General features: G+C 60.7%; 12 protein-coding genes and 1 tRNA gene. 3 read left to right on the plus strand and 10 right to left on the minus strand.

The features are described 5' to 3' along the window. Position 1: 1 nt before the first annotated feature. The 5 genes from cysW to dibA all read right to left on the minus strand — a co-directional run bounded on the left by cysW (position 2) and on the right by dibA (position 5,441). Entirely contained in the window at positions 2-874 is an 873-nt protein-coding gene (gene cysW / locus HU755_RS10350) for a sulfate ABC transporter permease subunit CysW (protein WP_007917679.1), read from the minus strand. Positions 875-886: 12 nt separating this feature from the next. Beyond that, positions 887-1,705, minus strand: a complete 819-nt coding sequence (cysT, locus tag HU755_RS10355; RefSeq protein ID WP_007917680.1) for a sulfate ABC transporter permease subunit CysT — start codon at positions 1,703-1,705, stop codon at positions 887-889. 173 nt (positions 1,706-1,878) lie between these two features. After that, complete coding sequence (locus HU755_RS10360) at positions 1,879-2,892, minus strand: sulfate ABC transporter substrate-binding protein (protein ID WP_186548603.1); 1,014 nt, start codon at positions 2,890-2,892, stop codon at positions 1,879-1,881. A 156-nt stretch (positions 2,893-3,048) separates the two neighbouring features. Beyond that, entirely contained in the window at positions 3,049-3,231 is a 183-nt protein-coding gene (gene oscA / locus HU755_RS10365) for a sulfur starvation response protein OscA (protein ID WP_186548605.1), read from the minus strand. Between the two features lie 290 nt (positions 3,232-3,521). Then, complete coding sequence (dibA, locus tag HU755_RS10370; RefSeq protein ID WP_186632154.1) at positions 3,522-5,441, minus strand: phosphodiesterase DibA; 1,920 nt, start codon at positions 5,439-5,441, stop codon at positions 3,522-3,524. A gap of 146 nt (positions 5,442-5,587) precedes the next feature. On the opposite strand from dibA, the gene desA reads away from it, so the two are divergent. Next, entirely contained in the window at positions 5,588-6,766 is a 1,179-nt protein-coding gene (gene desA, locus HU755_RS10375; protein ID WP_186548607.1) for a delta-9 fatty acid desaturase DesA, read from the plus strand. A gap of 238 nt (positions 6,767-7,004) precedes the next feature. Continuing rightward, the gene (locus tag HU755_RS10380; RefSeq protein ID WP_186632157.1) at positions 7,005-7,994 is read left to right on the plus strand and encodes a sensor domain-containing diguanylate cyclase; all 990 of its coding nucleotides are present in this window, start codon (positions 7,005-7,007) and stop codon (positions 7,992-7,994) included. Positions 7,995-8,128: 134 nt separating this feature from the next. Here HU755_RS10380 and HU755_RS10385 read toward each other — a convergent pair whose 3' ends face one another. The 3 genes from HU755_RS10385 to gabD form a co-directional block, all read right to left on the minus strand. Beyond that, entirely contained in the window at positions 8,129-9,340 is a 1,212-nt protein-coding gene (locus HU755_RS10385; protein WP_186632160.1) for a response regulator, read from the minus strand. Between the two features lie 135 nt (positions 9,341-9,475). Beyond that, on the minus strand, positions 9,476-10,753 hold the full coding sequence (gene gabT / locus HU755_RS10390; protein ID WP_186548613.1) for a 4-aminobutyrate--2-oxoglutarate transaminase: 1,278 nt from the start codon (positions 10,751-10,753) through the stop codon (positions 9,476-9,478). A 184-nt stretch (positions 10,754-10,937) separates the two neighbouring features. Beyond that, positions 10,938-12,380 (minus strand): NADP-dependent succinate-semialdehyde dehydrogenase, encoded by a 1,443-nt coding sequence (gabD, locus tag HU755_RS10395; protein ID WP_186548616.1) that lies wholly within the window; start codon positions 12,378-12,380, stop codon positions 10,938-10,940. Between the two features lie 431 nt (positions 12,381-12,811). Here gabD and HU755_RS10400 point away from each other — a divergent pair. Further along, positions 12,812-12,888, plus strand: a tRNA-Arg gene (locus HU755_RS10400). Between the two features lie 71 nt (positions 12,889-12,959). On the opposite strand, the gene HU755_RS10405 is transcribed toward HU755_RS10400, so the two are convergent. Together HU755_RS10405 and HU755_RS10410 are read right to left on the minus strand one after the other, a co-directional pair. After that, the gene (locus HU755_RS10405; RefSeq protein ID WP_186632163.1) at positions 12,960-13,226 is read right to left on the minus strand and encodes a hypothetical protein; all 267 of its coding nucleotides are present in this window, start codon (positions 13,224-13,226) and stop codon (positions 12,960-12,962) included. A 28-nt stretch (positions 13,227-13,254) separates the two neighbouring features. Continuing rightward, a complete protein-coding gene (locus HU755_RS10410; protein WP_346655430.1) occupies positions 13,255-14,589 on the minus strand; it encodes an OprD family outer membrane porin in 1,335 nt (444 codons plus the stop codon). Positions 14,590-14,627 lie beyond the last annotated feature (38 nt).

The following is a 14,627-nucleotide window of genomic DNA, read 5'->3' on the forward strand; positions in this document are numbered from 1 at the left end:
ATTATTCCTCCGCGGCGCTGGCGCGCAGGCGGTTGATACGGTTTTCGCTCCACTGCTTGAGCAGCAGGATGAAGAGCGCCAGGATCAGCAACAGGCTCGCCACGGCGAACGCGGCCACATGGTTGTATTCGTTGTAGAGGATCTCGACGTGCAGCGGCAAGGTGTTCGTCACCCCGCGAATGTGCCCGGACACCACCGACACCGCACCGAATTCACCCATGGCCCGCGCGGTACACAGCACCACGCCATAGATCAGGCCCCACTTGATGTTGGGCACGGTGACGTGCCAGAACATCTGCCAGCCATTGGCGCCCAGCAGCCGTGCGGCTTCTTCTTCCTGAGTGCCTTGTTCCTGCATCAGCGGGATCAGTTCACGAGCCACGAACGGCACGGTGACGAAAATCGTCGCCAGCACAATGCCCGGCAGAGCGAAGACGATCTGGATGTCGTGATCCTGCAGCCACGGCCCGAACAGACCCTGGGCGCCGAACATCAGCACGTAGACCAGACCGGCGATCACCGGCGATACCGAGAACGGCAGATCGATCAGCGTCACCAGCATGCTCTTGCCGCGGAACGAGTACTTGCTCACGCACCACGCTGCGCTGACGCCGAACACCAGGTTCAGCGGCACCGAAATCAGCACGGCGAACACGGTGAGTTTCAATGCCGACAGTGCATCCGGTTCAAAGATTGCGGTGAAGAATGCACCGAGACCATTCTTCAAACCTTGCGATACGACGATGAATAATGGCAGCAGCAAAAACAGGAAAAAGATCAGCCAGCCAAGACCGATCAGGATTCTGCGCGAAGTGGCGCTGCCGCGCCGCGCAGCATTGGCCGAGGAAGCGGCCGCAATAGACGATTGGGACATGTTCGCGCCTCCTTATGGGGTTTCGATGCGCCGCTGCAGCAAGTTGATCAGCAGCAACAGGACAAAGGACACCACCAGCATCAACACGCCGATGGCCGTGGCGCCGGTGTAATCGTACTGGTCGAGCTTGACCATGATCAGCAGCGGCAGGATTTCGGTTTTCATCGGCATGTTGCCGGCGATGAAAATCACCGAACCGTACTCACCGACGCCACGGGCAAATGCCAGGGCGAAACCGGTCAGCCAGGCGGGCAGCAGCGCGGGTACGAGGATGTGGCGGAATACTTGCCACGGCTTCGCACCGAGGCAGGCGGCAGCTTCTTCGACTTCACGGGGAATGTCGGCCAGCACCGGTTGCACCGTGCGCACCACGAAGGGCAGCGTAACGAAGGTCAGCGCCAGGGTGATGCCCAACGGCGTGTAGGCGATCTTGAAACCGAGGTCAGCGGCGAATTGCCCGACCAGTCCGGCCGGCGCGTATAGCGCGGTCAGGGCGATGCCGGCCACAGCAGTCGGCAGGGCGAACGGCAGATCGATCATCGCGTCGATCACCTTGCGCCCGGGGAAGGTGTAGCGCACCAGCACCCAGGCCAGCAGCGTGCCAATGATGCCGTTGATGATCGCTGCGCACAGCGCGGTGCCGAAGCTCAGCTTCAACGCCGCCAGCACCCGCGGTGCGGAGATGATCGTCCAGAACTGATCCCAGGTCAGCTGGGCGGCGTGGACGAACATCGCCGCCAGCGGGATAAGCACAATCAGGCTGAGGTACACCAAGGTGTAACCCAGTGTCAGCCCGAAGCCGGGTATGACGGGGGAGATACGACGCGACATATAAGTCCCTGGTTGAAAAGCATTCCGCTGAACGCACCAATGTGGGAGCGGGCTTGCTCGCGAAGAGGGAGTATCAGTCAACTTTACGTCGTCTGACACTCCGCTTTCGCGAGCAAGCTCGCTCCCACATTTTCCGCGCCTGGCTTCAGGCTTGATGTGAGGCTGAAGTCAGCTTACTGCGCCTGATAAATCTGGTCGAACACGCCACCGTCATTGAAGAATTTAGGCTGCGCGCTTTTCCAGCCGCCGAAGTCCTTGTCGATGGTCACCAGCTCCAGTTTCGGGAACTGCTGGGCGTATTTGGCCGCGACGTCCTTGTCACGAGGACGATAGAAGTTTTTCGCGGCGATTTCCTGGCCGGCCGGGCTGTACAGATGCTTGAGATAGGCTTCGGCGATCTGCGCGTTGCCCTTCTTTTCGGCGTTCTTGTCGACCACGGCCACCGGCGGTTCGGCGAGGATCGACAGCGAAGGCACGACGATATCGAATTTGTCCGCGCCGCCGTCTTCTTTCAGCGCCAGGAACGCTTCGTTTTCCCAGGCCAGCAACACGTCACCCTGACCGTTGTTGACGAAAGTGATGGTTGAACCACGGGCGCCGGTGTCGAGGATCGGCACGTGCTTGAACAGGGTTTGCACGTATTGCTTGGCCTTGGCTTCGTCACCGCCGTTGGCTTTCAGGCCGTAGGCCCACGCGGCAAGGAAGTTCCAGCGGGCACCGCCGGAGGTTTTCGGGTTAGGGGTGATCACCGAGACGTCATTCTTGATCAGATCGCCCCAGTCCTTGATGCCTTTCGGGTTGCCCTTGCGCACCAGGAACACGATGGTCGAGGTGTACGGTGTGCTCGCTTGCGGCAAACGTGTCTGCCAGTCGGCAGGCAATGACTTGCCGAGTTTCGCCACTTCGTCAATGTCGCCGGCCAGCGCCAGGGTCACAACGTCGGCACGCAAACCATCGATGACTGCTCGCGCCTGTTTACCCGAGCCACCATGCGATTGCTGGATTTTCACCGTGTCGCCAGCGTGATCCTTCTGCCAGAACTTGATGAATTCAGCGTTGTAGTCCTGATACAGCTCGCGCGTCGGGTCATACGACACGTTAAGCAGCTCGTAATCCTTGGCAACGGCGGAACCGGCAAACACGGCACTGGCCAGCGCGGCCAAAGCGTAACGGCGAATCGACGACATGGTGAAAGCTCCTGGGATTCTCGGTGGTGGCTTTTTCTTATGTATTGCGAAGATCGGGTGTGTCGGTTCAAAGATCGCAGCCTGCGGCAGCTCCCACATCAAGCTCCCCGCAGGAACTGCCGCAGGCTCGGGCCGCGATCGGACGATCTTTTGATCTCAGCCCGGTTGCTTGCCCGGTTGCTGCAAACGGAATTTCTCTTTGCGTTCTATCTGCACGACCTGAGCGTTGTGCACAGTGATCTCCACCGCGCCGAACCGCAGATCGCGCAGGGCGCTCTGGATTTCACGCAAGATGGTGTTTTCGTCCTGACCGTCAACGCTGCGAAGGGATGCGCTCATGGTGCTGCTCCTTTGAAGGGGATTTGCCTGGCAGTGGCGGCACTGCGTTCGGCGTGGGAGCAATATAAGAGAGCCACAGATATTCTTAAAAAGACTATTTAAGAATGTTTATATAACCGGAAAAACAATATGTGGCCGAGCAAGGGTTTGCGCGCTGTCGCAGGTTCCTAAAAACACCGCCGCCCCCTGTGGCGAGGGAGCTTGCTCCCGCTCGAGTGCGAAGCGCTCGCCGTTTTTAAGGGGGCTACTACGCAGCCCAGCGGGAGCAAGCTCCCTCGCCACAGCGGGGTTCAGCCGATCATCGGCGCGCGTGCCCAATCAATTTCATGGGCAGGACTGGGCCGTGCAAACCAATACCCCTGACCCAACTCACACCCCTGATCCAGCAGAAACGCCGCCTGCTCGACCTGCTCGATTCCCTCGGCATGCACCTGCATCCCCATGCTCCGGGCCAGTGCGATAATCACCCGGACAATCGCCGCATCGTCTTCGTCCCACGGCAGCCCGGCGACGAAACCCTGATCGATCTTCAGCTTCTGTACCGGCAGACGCTTGAGCCGCAGCAGCGACGAATAACCCGTGCCGAAATCATCGATGGCCAGGCGCACGCCCAGCTCTCGCAAGCGATGCATCTGCTCAAGCGCCACTTCCGGATCATCCATTACCGCACTTTCAGTGACTTCCAGTTCCAGGCAGGCCGGATCCAGCCCGGTGTCGTGCAGCACCTGCGCCACTTGCTGGTACAGCTCACGCCGGGCAAACAAGCGCGATGACACGTTCACGGCGACGAACGACAGCACTACGCCGCTCTGCTGCCATTGGCACATCTGCCGGCAGGCCTGCTGCATCACCCAGGCGTCGATGTCGGCGATCAACCCGGTGCGCTCGGCAATCGGAATGAATTCCGCTGGCGACACCAGCCCCCGCTGCGGATGCTGCCAGCGCACCAGTGCCTCGACGCCGATCAGTCGGCTGGTTTGCAAGTCATGCACCGGTTGGTAGTACACCCGCAGCTCCTGCTGCTCCAGTGCGCGCCGCAATTCGAAGGCGATTTCGACCCGTTGCTGCGCGTGGGCGGTGAGTTCCTCGGTGTACAGCGCATAACCGTTGCGCCCGCTGGTTTTCGCCTTGGACAGCGCCGCATCGGCATTGCGCAGAAACTGCTCGGCGTTCAGCGCGTCACTGGGAAACAGACTGATGCCGATACTGGCATTGATGAACAGTTGATTGCCGTCGATGCAGAACGGCTCTTTGAGCGCATCGAGCATGCGCTGGGCCAACGCCGCCGCCTGTCCCGGCTGTGGACAACGTTCGAGCAGCAGCGCGAATTCATCACCGCCAAGCCGCGCCAGGGTGATGCCCGCCCCGAACAGGCCCTGCAAGCGCGCCGCCACAGCCTTGAGCAGGCGATCGCCGACGTTATGCCCCAGGCTGTCGTTGATCAGCTTGAAATGATCCAGATCGAGCATCAACAGCGCACATCCGTGCCTGTGTGTCTGGGCCGACGCCAGCGCTTGTTCGGCGCGGTCGCTGAACAGCAGGCGGTTGGGCAGGTCCGTCAGCGGATCGTGGTGGGCGAGGTGCTTGAGTTCCTGCTCGGAATTCTTGATGGCGGTGATATCGGAAAACACCGCCACGTAATGGCTGAGCCGGCCCTGGTCATCGTGAATGACGCGGATGGTTTGCCATTGCGGATAGATCTCGCCGCTTTTACGACGGTTCCAGATTTCGCCGCTCCACTCGCCGGACGCGCTCAGCGTGGCGAACATTGCCTGATAGAAACCCGGCGGGTGATGGCCAGACTTGAACAGGCTGGGCTGCTGGCCGATCACTTCGTCGCGCTGGTAGCCGGTGATCGCCATAAAGGCGCGATTGACGTGGACGATCAATCCCTGACGATCGGTGACCAGCACCCCTTCGCGGGTGCAATCGAACACGGCGGCGGCCTGCCGCAGGCGCTCGCGGTCAGCGTGGCGCTCACGCAAGCGCGCACCGATGCCGATAAACGCGCACAGGCGTGCCCGCGCCACGAAAATCAGCCCGGCGCTGATCGCGGCCAGCACATAACCGTTGATCAGTTGCCATCGGACAACATCGACGGGGTCATGGAAGAAATTGTTTAATAAATGATCAGTGCCTTGCAGCCAGACCACGGCAAGTACCAGATAGAGCAGCGCTGCACGCAAGGCATCGCGATAAGTGGCAGGCATTCGACTGTCCATGTCCCTACAAAAAGGTTGGAATTATAGGTCAAGAAACATCCAGCGACGCTTCTCTTGAAGGGCGACTGGTTTTATCTGTGTGCTTAGTGATAATGCAACGGCTGTTTTTATCTTTATCGAGGGCCCTATAGCCTATGTGGTACGAAGGTTTTCTTGGCTTGTCGGCCTGGTCTCTGGTCGCGGTCACCCTGCTGATGACCCATGTGACGATTGTCGCCGTCACGGTCTATCTGCACCGCTATTCGGCGCACCGTTCCCTTGAGCTGAACGCTGGCCTGAAACATTTCTTCCGCTTCTGGCTGTGGCTGACCACGGCGCAGAACACCCGCGAGTGGACCGCTATCCACCGTAAACACCATGCCAAATGCGAAACCGAAGATGACCCGCACAGCCCGGTCGTCAAAGGCCTTTCCACGGTATTGCGCACCGGTGCCGAGCTGTACCGCGCCGAAGCGCAGAACCCGGAAACCCTGCGCATCTACGGCAAAAACTGCCCTGAAGACTGGGTCGAGCGCAACGTTTACAGCCGCTACCCGCTGCTCGGCGTGGCGATCATGGGCGTGATCGACTTGCTGCTGTTCGGCACCATCGGCATCACCATCTGGGCGATCCAGATGATGTGGATCCCGGTGTGGGCCGCCGGCGTGATCAACGGCCTGGGCCATGCCGTCGGCTACCGCAACTTCGAATGCCGCGACGCGGCGACCAATCTGGTGCCGTGGGGCATCCTGATCGGCGGCGAAGAACTGCACAACAACCATCACACCTACCCCAACTCGGCCAAGCTATCGGTGAAGAAATGGGAGTTCGACCTCGGTTGGGCGTGGATCAAAGTCTTCAGCTTCCTGGGTCTGGCCAAGGTGCAGCGCGTCGCCCCGATTGCCCACCGCGTCGAAGGCAAGGGCAGCCTGGACATGGACACCGCGATGGCGATCCTCAACAACCGTTTCCAGATCATGGCCCAGTACCGAAAGCTGGTCATCGGTCCGCTGGTCACGCAGGAACTGGCCAAGGTCGATCATTCGGTGCGCCACCAGTTCCACCGGGCCAAGCGCCTGCTGTCGCGGGAAACCAGCCTGCTGGAAGATCGTCATCATCTGCGCATACAGAGCATGCTCGAGCACAGTCAGGCGCTGAAGGTCATTTACGAAAAACGCCTGGCATTGCAGCAGATCTGGGTCAAGACCAGCTCCAATGGTCACGACATGCTCGCAGCCATCAAGGAATGGATTCACGAGGCGGAGGCCAGCGGTATCCAGTCCCTGCGTGAATTTGCCGATCAGCTGAAAACCTACTCGCTGCGTCCAGCGTAACCGCTGCCCCTGTGGCGAGGGGATTTATCCCCGTTCGGCTGCGCAGCAGTCGCGAAATCGGGTGACGCGTTTTTCCAAAAGACGCGTCACCCGTACCACCCGGCGGAAGCACACCACCTCGCAACCAAAAGCGCGGAACTTCGGCAAAATTCCCCTATCTCAAAAGCACTTCGCCATCCCGGCGGGCTGTTCTGTGGCCGTTGTCGATATTGCGGCACGCCCTTTGAGATCTGTGCCGATGGTCAACAATAACCAGAAAGACACCCCCCTTGCGCAGTGGCCCGAAGCCGCGCAAACCCTTGTGGCGCTCATGCACGCCCAGGGCGAAGTCGCCCGGCTGAGCGAACGCGAACAACTGATCAGTTCGCTGCTGGTCAGCGTCAACGCCGTGTTATGGGCCTTCAATTGGGAAACCCGGCAAGTGCTCTACGTCAGCCCCGCCTACGAACGGGTCTTCGGCCGTTCCGCCGCACTGCTGCTGGCTGATTACAACCAGTGGCGTGACAGTATTTATCCCGATGACCTGGAATATGCCGAACAGAGCCTCGCCGAAGTCCTGCACAAAGGGGCGGTGGAAGATCGCGAGTACCGCATCATCGCGGCCGATGGACAGGTGCGTTGGCTCAGCGACAAATGCTTCATCAACCGTCAGGACGAGCCGGGGCAACCGGTGATCATCGTCGGCATCGCCGAAGACATCACCGACAAAAAGCACATGGAGACCGAGCTGCAACGTCTGGCAACGACCGACGTGCTCACGCAAAGCAGCAACCGCCGCCACTTCTTCGAATGTGCCCACCGCGAGTTCGAACAGGCCCGCCTGCAGGGCACCCCGCTGGCATTCCTGCTGCTGGACATCGATGATTTCAAAGTGATCAACGACAGCTACGGACACCCGGAGGGCGACCATGTGCTGCAACGGATCGCCGATTGCGGGCGCGGATCTTTACGGCGTGGCGACTTGTTCGGGCGCATTGGCGGCGAAGAATTTGCCGCGGTATTTCCGGGCTGCGCGCCAGACATGGCGGTTCAGGTGGCCGAACGCTTGCAACAGGAAATCCAGCGTTTGCGCTTCAGCCATGAAGGACAGACGTATGGCATCACGGTCAGCCAGGGTCTGACCAGCCTCACCGAGGCCGACGCAAGCCTCGACAGCCTGTTCGCCCGGGCGGACGCGGCGATGTACGAAGCCAAGCGCCAAGGCAAGAACCGGATTATTGCGGCCTGACCCAATTTCAGATTCAACACATTCCCCTGTAGGAGTGAGCCTGCTCGCGAAAGCGGAGTGTCAGACGAAACTTAAATAACTGACACTCCGCTTCGCGAGCAGGCTCACTCCTACAGGGGGGTTGTGTAGACCGGTTACTTTCGCATCCGTATCAATTCCGGCAACCCGATCTTCAGCAAACGCGCCGTGCGGCTTTTCGCCAGTTCTTCGACACCTTCATGTTCAGTCAGCCGCGCCATCTGCGCGGCCATGTTCATCACCAGCGCCTCGCGGGAGTAAACCCCGCCGCCCAGCGCATAAACCGAGGCAATCAACTCGCGCAGTTCCAGTGGCAGGCGCCAGCGTGTCCGCAGCGCCGATCCATACGCCGCACCGAACTGCGCCAATGCTTCGCCGACCTCTTCCTGATCATCAAGCGCACCGCCCGCCTGCTGCCACTCCTGCAAACAACGCAGCAACGCCAGATCGCCGAGCCGATGCAGCATCCCGGCGCAATAGCAGCGCTCCTGATCCAGATCGAGCAAGCGCGCCAGGGTGCGTGCGTATTCTGCGGTGTGCAGCGACAGGCCCCAGTAGCGCTCGGCGTAATCGGCCAGACACGGATCGCTGAGGCGGGCACTGCGCTTGAGCGCCAACCCCAGGATCAGATTCATGCTCTGGCCGGTGCCGAGTCGATGCAGGGCTTGAGCCAGCGTCTGCACCGGCGCGCCATGGTGCTGTGCTGCACTGTTGGCGGCCGCGATCAACACGGCGGTAATCTGCGGATCGGTACGGACTTCTTGCTCCAGCAGCTTCAGATCCAGCCCCTCGGGATTGAGGCTGCGCTTGACCGCCACCTGCACGTCGGTCATCAGCGGCGCGCCATCCGCCTGCTCGCGACGCCGTTCAAGAAACACCGCCAGAGTCATACCCGGCGCCAGGATCGGCACTTCGCAAACCACGGCTTCGCCGGCATTGAGCAACAAACCCTGCAAGCGCTCGGTCAGGCCTTCCATGTTCAGCGGTTTGGTCAGGTACGCCGTCGGCGCCAGCGGGATGGCTTCGCGGACACTGGCGCTGTCGTTGCGACTGCTCATCAGGATGAACGGCAGCGGCGGATTGCGCTTGCGCTGGCGCACGCTGCGCAGCACGTTCAGACCATCGACACCGGGCAGCTCCCAGTCGACGATAGCCAAGTCATACGGCACCTCACTGAGCAGTGACATGGCTTGCTGGCCGTCGGCGCACAGATCCAGGCGGGCGTCGCAACGCACGTTCAGCAGCACCTGCTTGAGCAGGTCGCGAGACCACGGGTCCGCCTCGGCAATCAGCACCCTGGGTGCGGCGGGTAAATCAACGGCATTCATGCGCGCTCTCCTTGCAATGCCTGAACCTTAGCCAATGCTGGCCATTCGATACAGCGCAAACGCGTCCGATGTGGTTCAAGGGCCGTAAAAAAACCCGCCGAAGCGGGTTTTTGTAGAGCAGGTCACACCATCGGATCAGAGTTCAGCGAAGCACTCTTCGATGATCGCCAGGCCTTTGTCCAGTTGCTCGTCCGGCGAGGTCAGCGGTACGAGTACGCGCAGCACGTTGCCGTAAGTGCCGCACGACAGCAGGATCAGACCCTTGTCGCGCGCCTTGGCCACGACCGACGCAACGGCCGCCGCGTTCGGCTTGTGGCTGTCGCCGTTTTCGAACAGCTCCACCGCGATCATCGCGCCCAGCGCACGCACTTCACCGATCACCGGGTACTTGGCCTGGATCGCCTTCAGGCCGGTGACCAGACGCTCGCCGACAGCCTTGCAGCGGTCCAGCAGTTGTTCTTCTTCGAACACTTCCATGACCGCCAGCGCAGCCGCGCAAGCGATCGGGCTACCGGCGTAGGTGCCGCCCAGACCGCCCGGGGCAATGGCGTCCATGTACTCGGCCTTGCCGCAAACACCGGCCAGCGGGAAGCCACCTGCGATGGATTTGGCGAAGGTGGTCAGGTCAGCGGCAACGCCCATCTGTTCCATGGCGAAGAACGTGCCCGTACGGCCAGCGCCAGTCTGCACTTCGTCAGCGATCAGCAGGATGCCGTGCTGGTCGCACAGCGCGCGCAGACGCTTCATGAACTCTTTCGGCGCGACGTAGAAACCACCTTCGCCCTGGACCGGCTCGATGATGATCGCGGCGATGTCTTTCGGCTCGGCGTCGTTCTTGAAGATGCGCTCGATGGAAGCGATCGAATCATCGATGCTCACGCCGTGCAACTCGTTCGGGTACAGCGCGCGGAAGATGCCACCGGGCATCAGGCCCATGCCGGCCGAGTACGGCACGACTTTACCGGTCAGGCCCAGGGTCATCATGGTGCGGCCGTGATAGGCGCCGGTGAAGGCGATCACGCCGGCACGACCAGTGGCGGCGCGGGCGATCTTCACGGCGTTTTCCACGGCTTCGGAACCAGTGGTCACCAGCAGGGTTTTCTTGGCGAAATCACCTGGCACCTTGGCGTTGATTTTTTCGCACAGCTCCACGTACGGCTCGTAGGCCAGCACCTGGAAGCAGGTGTGGGTCAGCTTGTTCAGCTGCTCGGTCACGGCGGCGATGATTTTCGGGTGTACGTGGCCGGTGTTCAGTACGGCGATGCCGCCGGCGAAGTCGATGAACTCACGACCTTCAACGTCGGTCACGGTGGCGTTCTTTGCCGATTCGGCGAAAATCGGGTGAATCTGGCCGACACCACGTGGAACAGCTGCGGTGCGACGGGCCATCAGTTCAGCGTTAGTCTTGCTCATTACAGTCCTCATTCGCCGCTCATCGGGCGGCGCGGTTCAAGGATGAAGCGGGAGGAATCGGCGGTGGCAGCATGCGATGATCGACTGCCACGGCGTTCCCGGCCGCAGAGAAATTTCGGTTTGAAACGACGCAAAGGGACAGCGCTCTCGTGCCCTTTGCGTTTACAGCGATCTCTTGCAGGGCTTAGATGCCCAGGCAGAGGTATTTGATTTCCAGATAATCTTCGATGCCGTATTTGGAGCCCTCGCGGCCCAGGCCCGAGGCCTTGATGCCGCCGAACGGCGCGACTTCGTTGGAGATCAGCCCGGTGTTGACGCCGACCATGCCGTATTCCAACGCTTCGGCAACACGGAACACGCGGCCCAGGTCACGCGCATAGAAGTACGATGCCAGACCGAATTCGGTGTCGTTGGACATCGCGATCACTTCGGCTTCGTCTTTGAAACGGAACAGCGGCGCCAGCGGACCAAAGGTTTCTTCCTTGGCCACGGCTGCGTTTTTCGGCACGTTGGTCAGGATGGTCGGCTCGAAGAAGTTACCTTCCATCGGCTTGCCGCCAGCCAGCACGGTCGCGCCTTTGCTCACTGCGTCGGCGATGTGTTCCTGAACCTTGGCCACGGCTTTTTCATCGATCAGCGGGCCGGTGGTGGTGCCGTCTTCCAGACCGTTGCCGATCTTCAGCTTGGCCACAGCCACTTTGAGTTTTTCGGCGAACGCGTCGTAGACCGAATCCTGAATGTACAGACGGTTGGCGCAGACGCAGGTCTGGCCGTTGTTGCGGTATTTGGAAATGATCGCGCCTTCGACGGCCTTATCCAGATCGGCATCGTCAAACACGATGAACGGCGCGTTGCCGCCCAGCTCCAGCGAGACTTTCTTGATGTCCTTGGCGCACTCGGCCATCAACTGGCGACCGATTTCGGTCGAGCCGGTGAAGGACAGTTTGCGCACGATCGGGTTGCTGGTCAGCTCGCTGCCGATGTCGCCGGCGCTGCCGGAGACCACGCTGAACACGCCTGCCGGAATGCCCGCACGCTGCGCCAGTTCTGCAAGGGCGAAAGCCGAGAAAGGGGTTTGCGAAGCCGGCTTGAGCACCATGGTGCAACCGGCGGCCAGCGCCGGGCCGGCTTTACGGGTGATCATCGCCGCCGGGAAGTTCCACGGGGTAATGGCGGCGGTCACGCCGATCGGTTGCTTGATCACGATCAGGCGTTTGTCCGGCTGATGGCCCGGGATCACGTCACCGTAGATGCGCTTGGCTTCTTCGGCGAACCACTCGATGAACGACGCGGCGTAAACGATTTCACCCTTGGCCTCGGCCAGCGGCTTGCCCTGCTCGAGGGTCATCAGGCGCGCGAGGTCGTCCTGGTTTTCGATCATCAGTTCGAACCAGCGACGCAGCTTGCCAGCACGCTCCTTGGCGGTCAGTGCACGCCAGGCCGGCAGCGCCTTGTCGGCCGCTTCAATGGCACGGCGGGTTTCAGCCGCGCCCATCTTCGGCACGGTGCCGAGGATTTCGCCAGTGGCCGGGTTGTTGACCTTGATCGTCTGACCGTTGTCCGCATCGACCCAAGCGCCATCGATGAAGGCTTGCTGGCGGAACAACAGGGTGTCTTTAAGCTGCATGTCGGCTTTCCTTAACAGCACCGCGACCGGCGCGGAGCAAATTATGATTGTAGAAAGGCGCCTCGCAAGGCTGCCGTCAGGGAAATCAGCGACCGGGTGTGGCGCCTCAACCGTGCACGCTGGGTGACACCGGCGCTGCAACACCCGACCAGAGAGCGTTTGAAATCTCAAACGGATCGTAGGTTCAAAGGGGGTAAAGGACAATAGGTCGTTCGAAAAAAAGAACAAAATTGCCGTTTTTCAGATCAACGCACCCAACGCCCTTGCTGCAGGAAAAACCATAGAACAGTCCCGGCAAAGCGCCAAGCGAGGGTTTTGCAGAACGTTACCGCTTTATGGAATGCCACGATTTGCGCCGACACGCGCACTGACAAAACCCGCCAAACCCGGCATGGACGCCCCGAGCCGACCTAGGTATGATGTCGCCCGCTGCACCAGTAGCTCAGCTGGATAGAGTACTGCCCTCCGAAGGCAGGGGTCGTGGGTTCGAATCCCGCCTGGTGCACCACGAATCAAACGAGAAAGCCCCGGACTGTGATGGTCCGGGGCTTTTTTGTGGCTGATGCAAACACGTCGGCTTTACTCCGTCGTCCAGTCAAACTCGTCGTAATCATCATCGTCTTCCTCCTCAACCTCTTCTTCAAAGATGTCCTCTTCTTCAAGCACATCCTCTTGCGGCTGATTCAGCAGAAATTCCTTACGCGTCTCGGTAATCGCTCGCCGCATGTCCTCGCCCTTTTGCGGGCAGTTGAGTAACTGGGCGATGCGGTCGATTTTCGGTGCCACGGTGTCCTCCAGCGCATCGGCAATAAGCCGATAGTGCGCGTTTTTGCGAGGCAATGCCAAATGGCTGGGTGCGAAAACCGACAAATGCTCAGAACAGATTGAACGGTACGTTCGCCACCAGCCGAAACTCGTCGTAGCTGCCGTCAATCTGCCCGCCACTGGCCCGGTGGTTGTAGACGATGCTGCGCAGCACGGTGTTTTTCAGAGTCCCGGACTGCACGACATAAGCGACCATCAAACCGTTCTCGTTGTGTTTGGCACGGTCGAGGCCGCGCACGTTGTAGCCCGCGTTACGACCTGCACGATCGCCGTCGTAGTGAGTGCCGTCGATGTTCCAGCCCTTGGCATGCCAAAGGCTGGCGGTCAGGCCCGCAATGCCGTAGCTGGCCAGATCAAGGTCATAGCGCACCTGCCAGGATTTTTCGTTGGGACCGTTGTAGTCCGAGTAGAGCGAGTTGGCCATGTAGTTGCCGGTCGATTCCCATACGTAGTCGAAGTACTCGTCGCCGGACACCTGCTGCCAGGCGCCGGTCAGCGCATGGGCACCGTGGGCGGCGGTCACCGCCAGGCTATAGGCGTCGTTATCGATAAAGCCCAGATGCTGCTCGCCCTGATCGCGGGTGCGGTAATAGTTGAAACTGGTTTTCACAGCCAGATCCGCGCGGCTGCCGGCCTGATGAATCACGCCCAGATAATACTGCTGCCACATGTCTTCGAAGCGCGAGCCGTAGGCGCTGAAGGTCAGGCCGCCCGGACTCTTGGCAGTGCCACCGGCGTAGCTGATGCGCGAGCCGCTGTAGGCGCGATTGCCGAAGGTGGTGGTCAGGCGTTCGCTACCGCTGCCGGTGCGCGGAATGGCGCGCTCGAAACTTCCTGCTTGCAGCGCCAGCCAGTCGCGTTCGTTGCTGTTGAGGGCAACGCCCTGGAAGGTGGAAGGCAGGGCGCGGTTGTCTTTGTAGCGCAGGATCGGATTTTCCGTGAGCATGCGCCCGGCCTTGAGCTCGGTGCTCGACATCCGCAACTTCATCGCCCCTACCCCCAGCCGGCTCCAGGTCGGCACGGCGTCGCCCGCGCTGTCGACCAGTACGCGGTCGCCGCCATTGGCAACCGCGCCGTGGCCGCGTTCGAGGGTGACCGCGCTGAACAATGAGGCATCCACACCCAATCCCAAATCACCCTGAGTGTAGCCGGAGCTGTAATTGAGCATGCCGGTCTGCACCCAGGTGATGCGCTCGCGGGTTGGCTGTGCCACGCCGTTTTTCTTGATCACCAGGTGCGTGCTGCGCTGGGTGTGCTGATTGGAATAATAGTGGCGCAAGTTCAGGTTCAGCTGGCTACCGTCGAGCAGGCCTGTGGCCTGATCCTGCGGCGATACCGCTTCGGCGGCCCAGCCGGATGGCACGACGGCCAGGGTTGCGACCATCGCGCGAAATACATGTGCTTTCATCAAAACGTGCCTGC

This window comes from Pseudomonas sp. SWRI111 (genome assembly GCF_014268555.1).
In the GTDB taxonomy this organism is placed as follows: domain Bacteria; phylum Pseudomonadota; class Gammaproteobacteria; order Pseudomonadales; family Pseudomonadaceae; genus Aquipseudomonas; species Aquipseudomonas hamedanensis.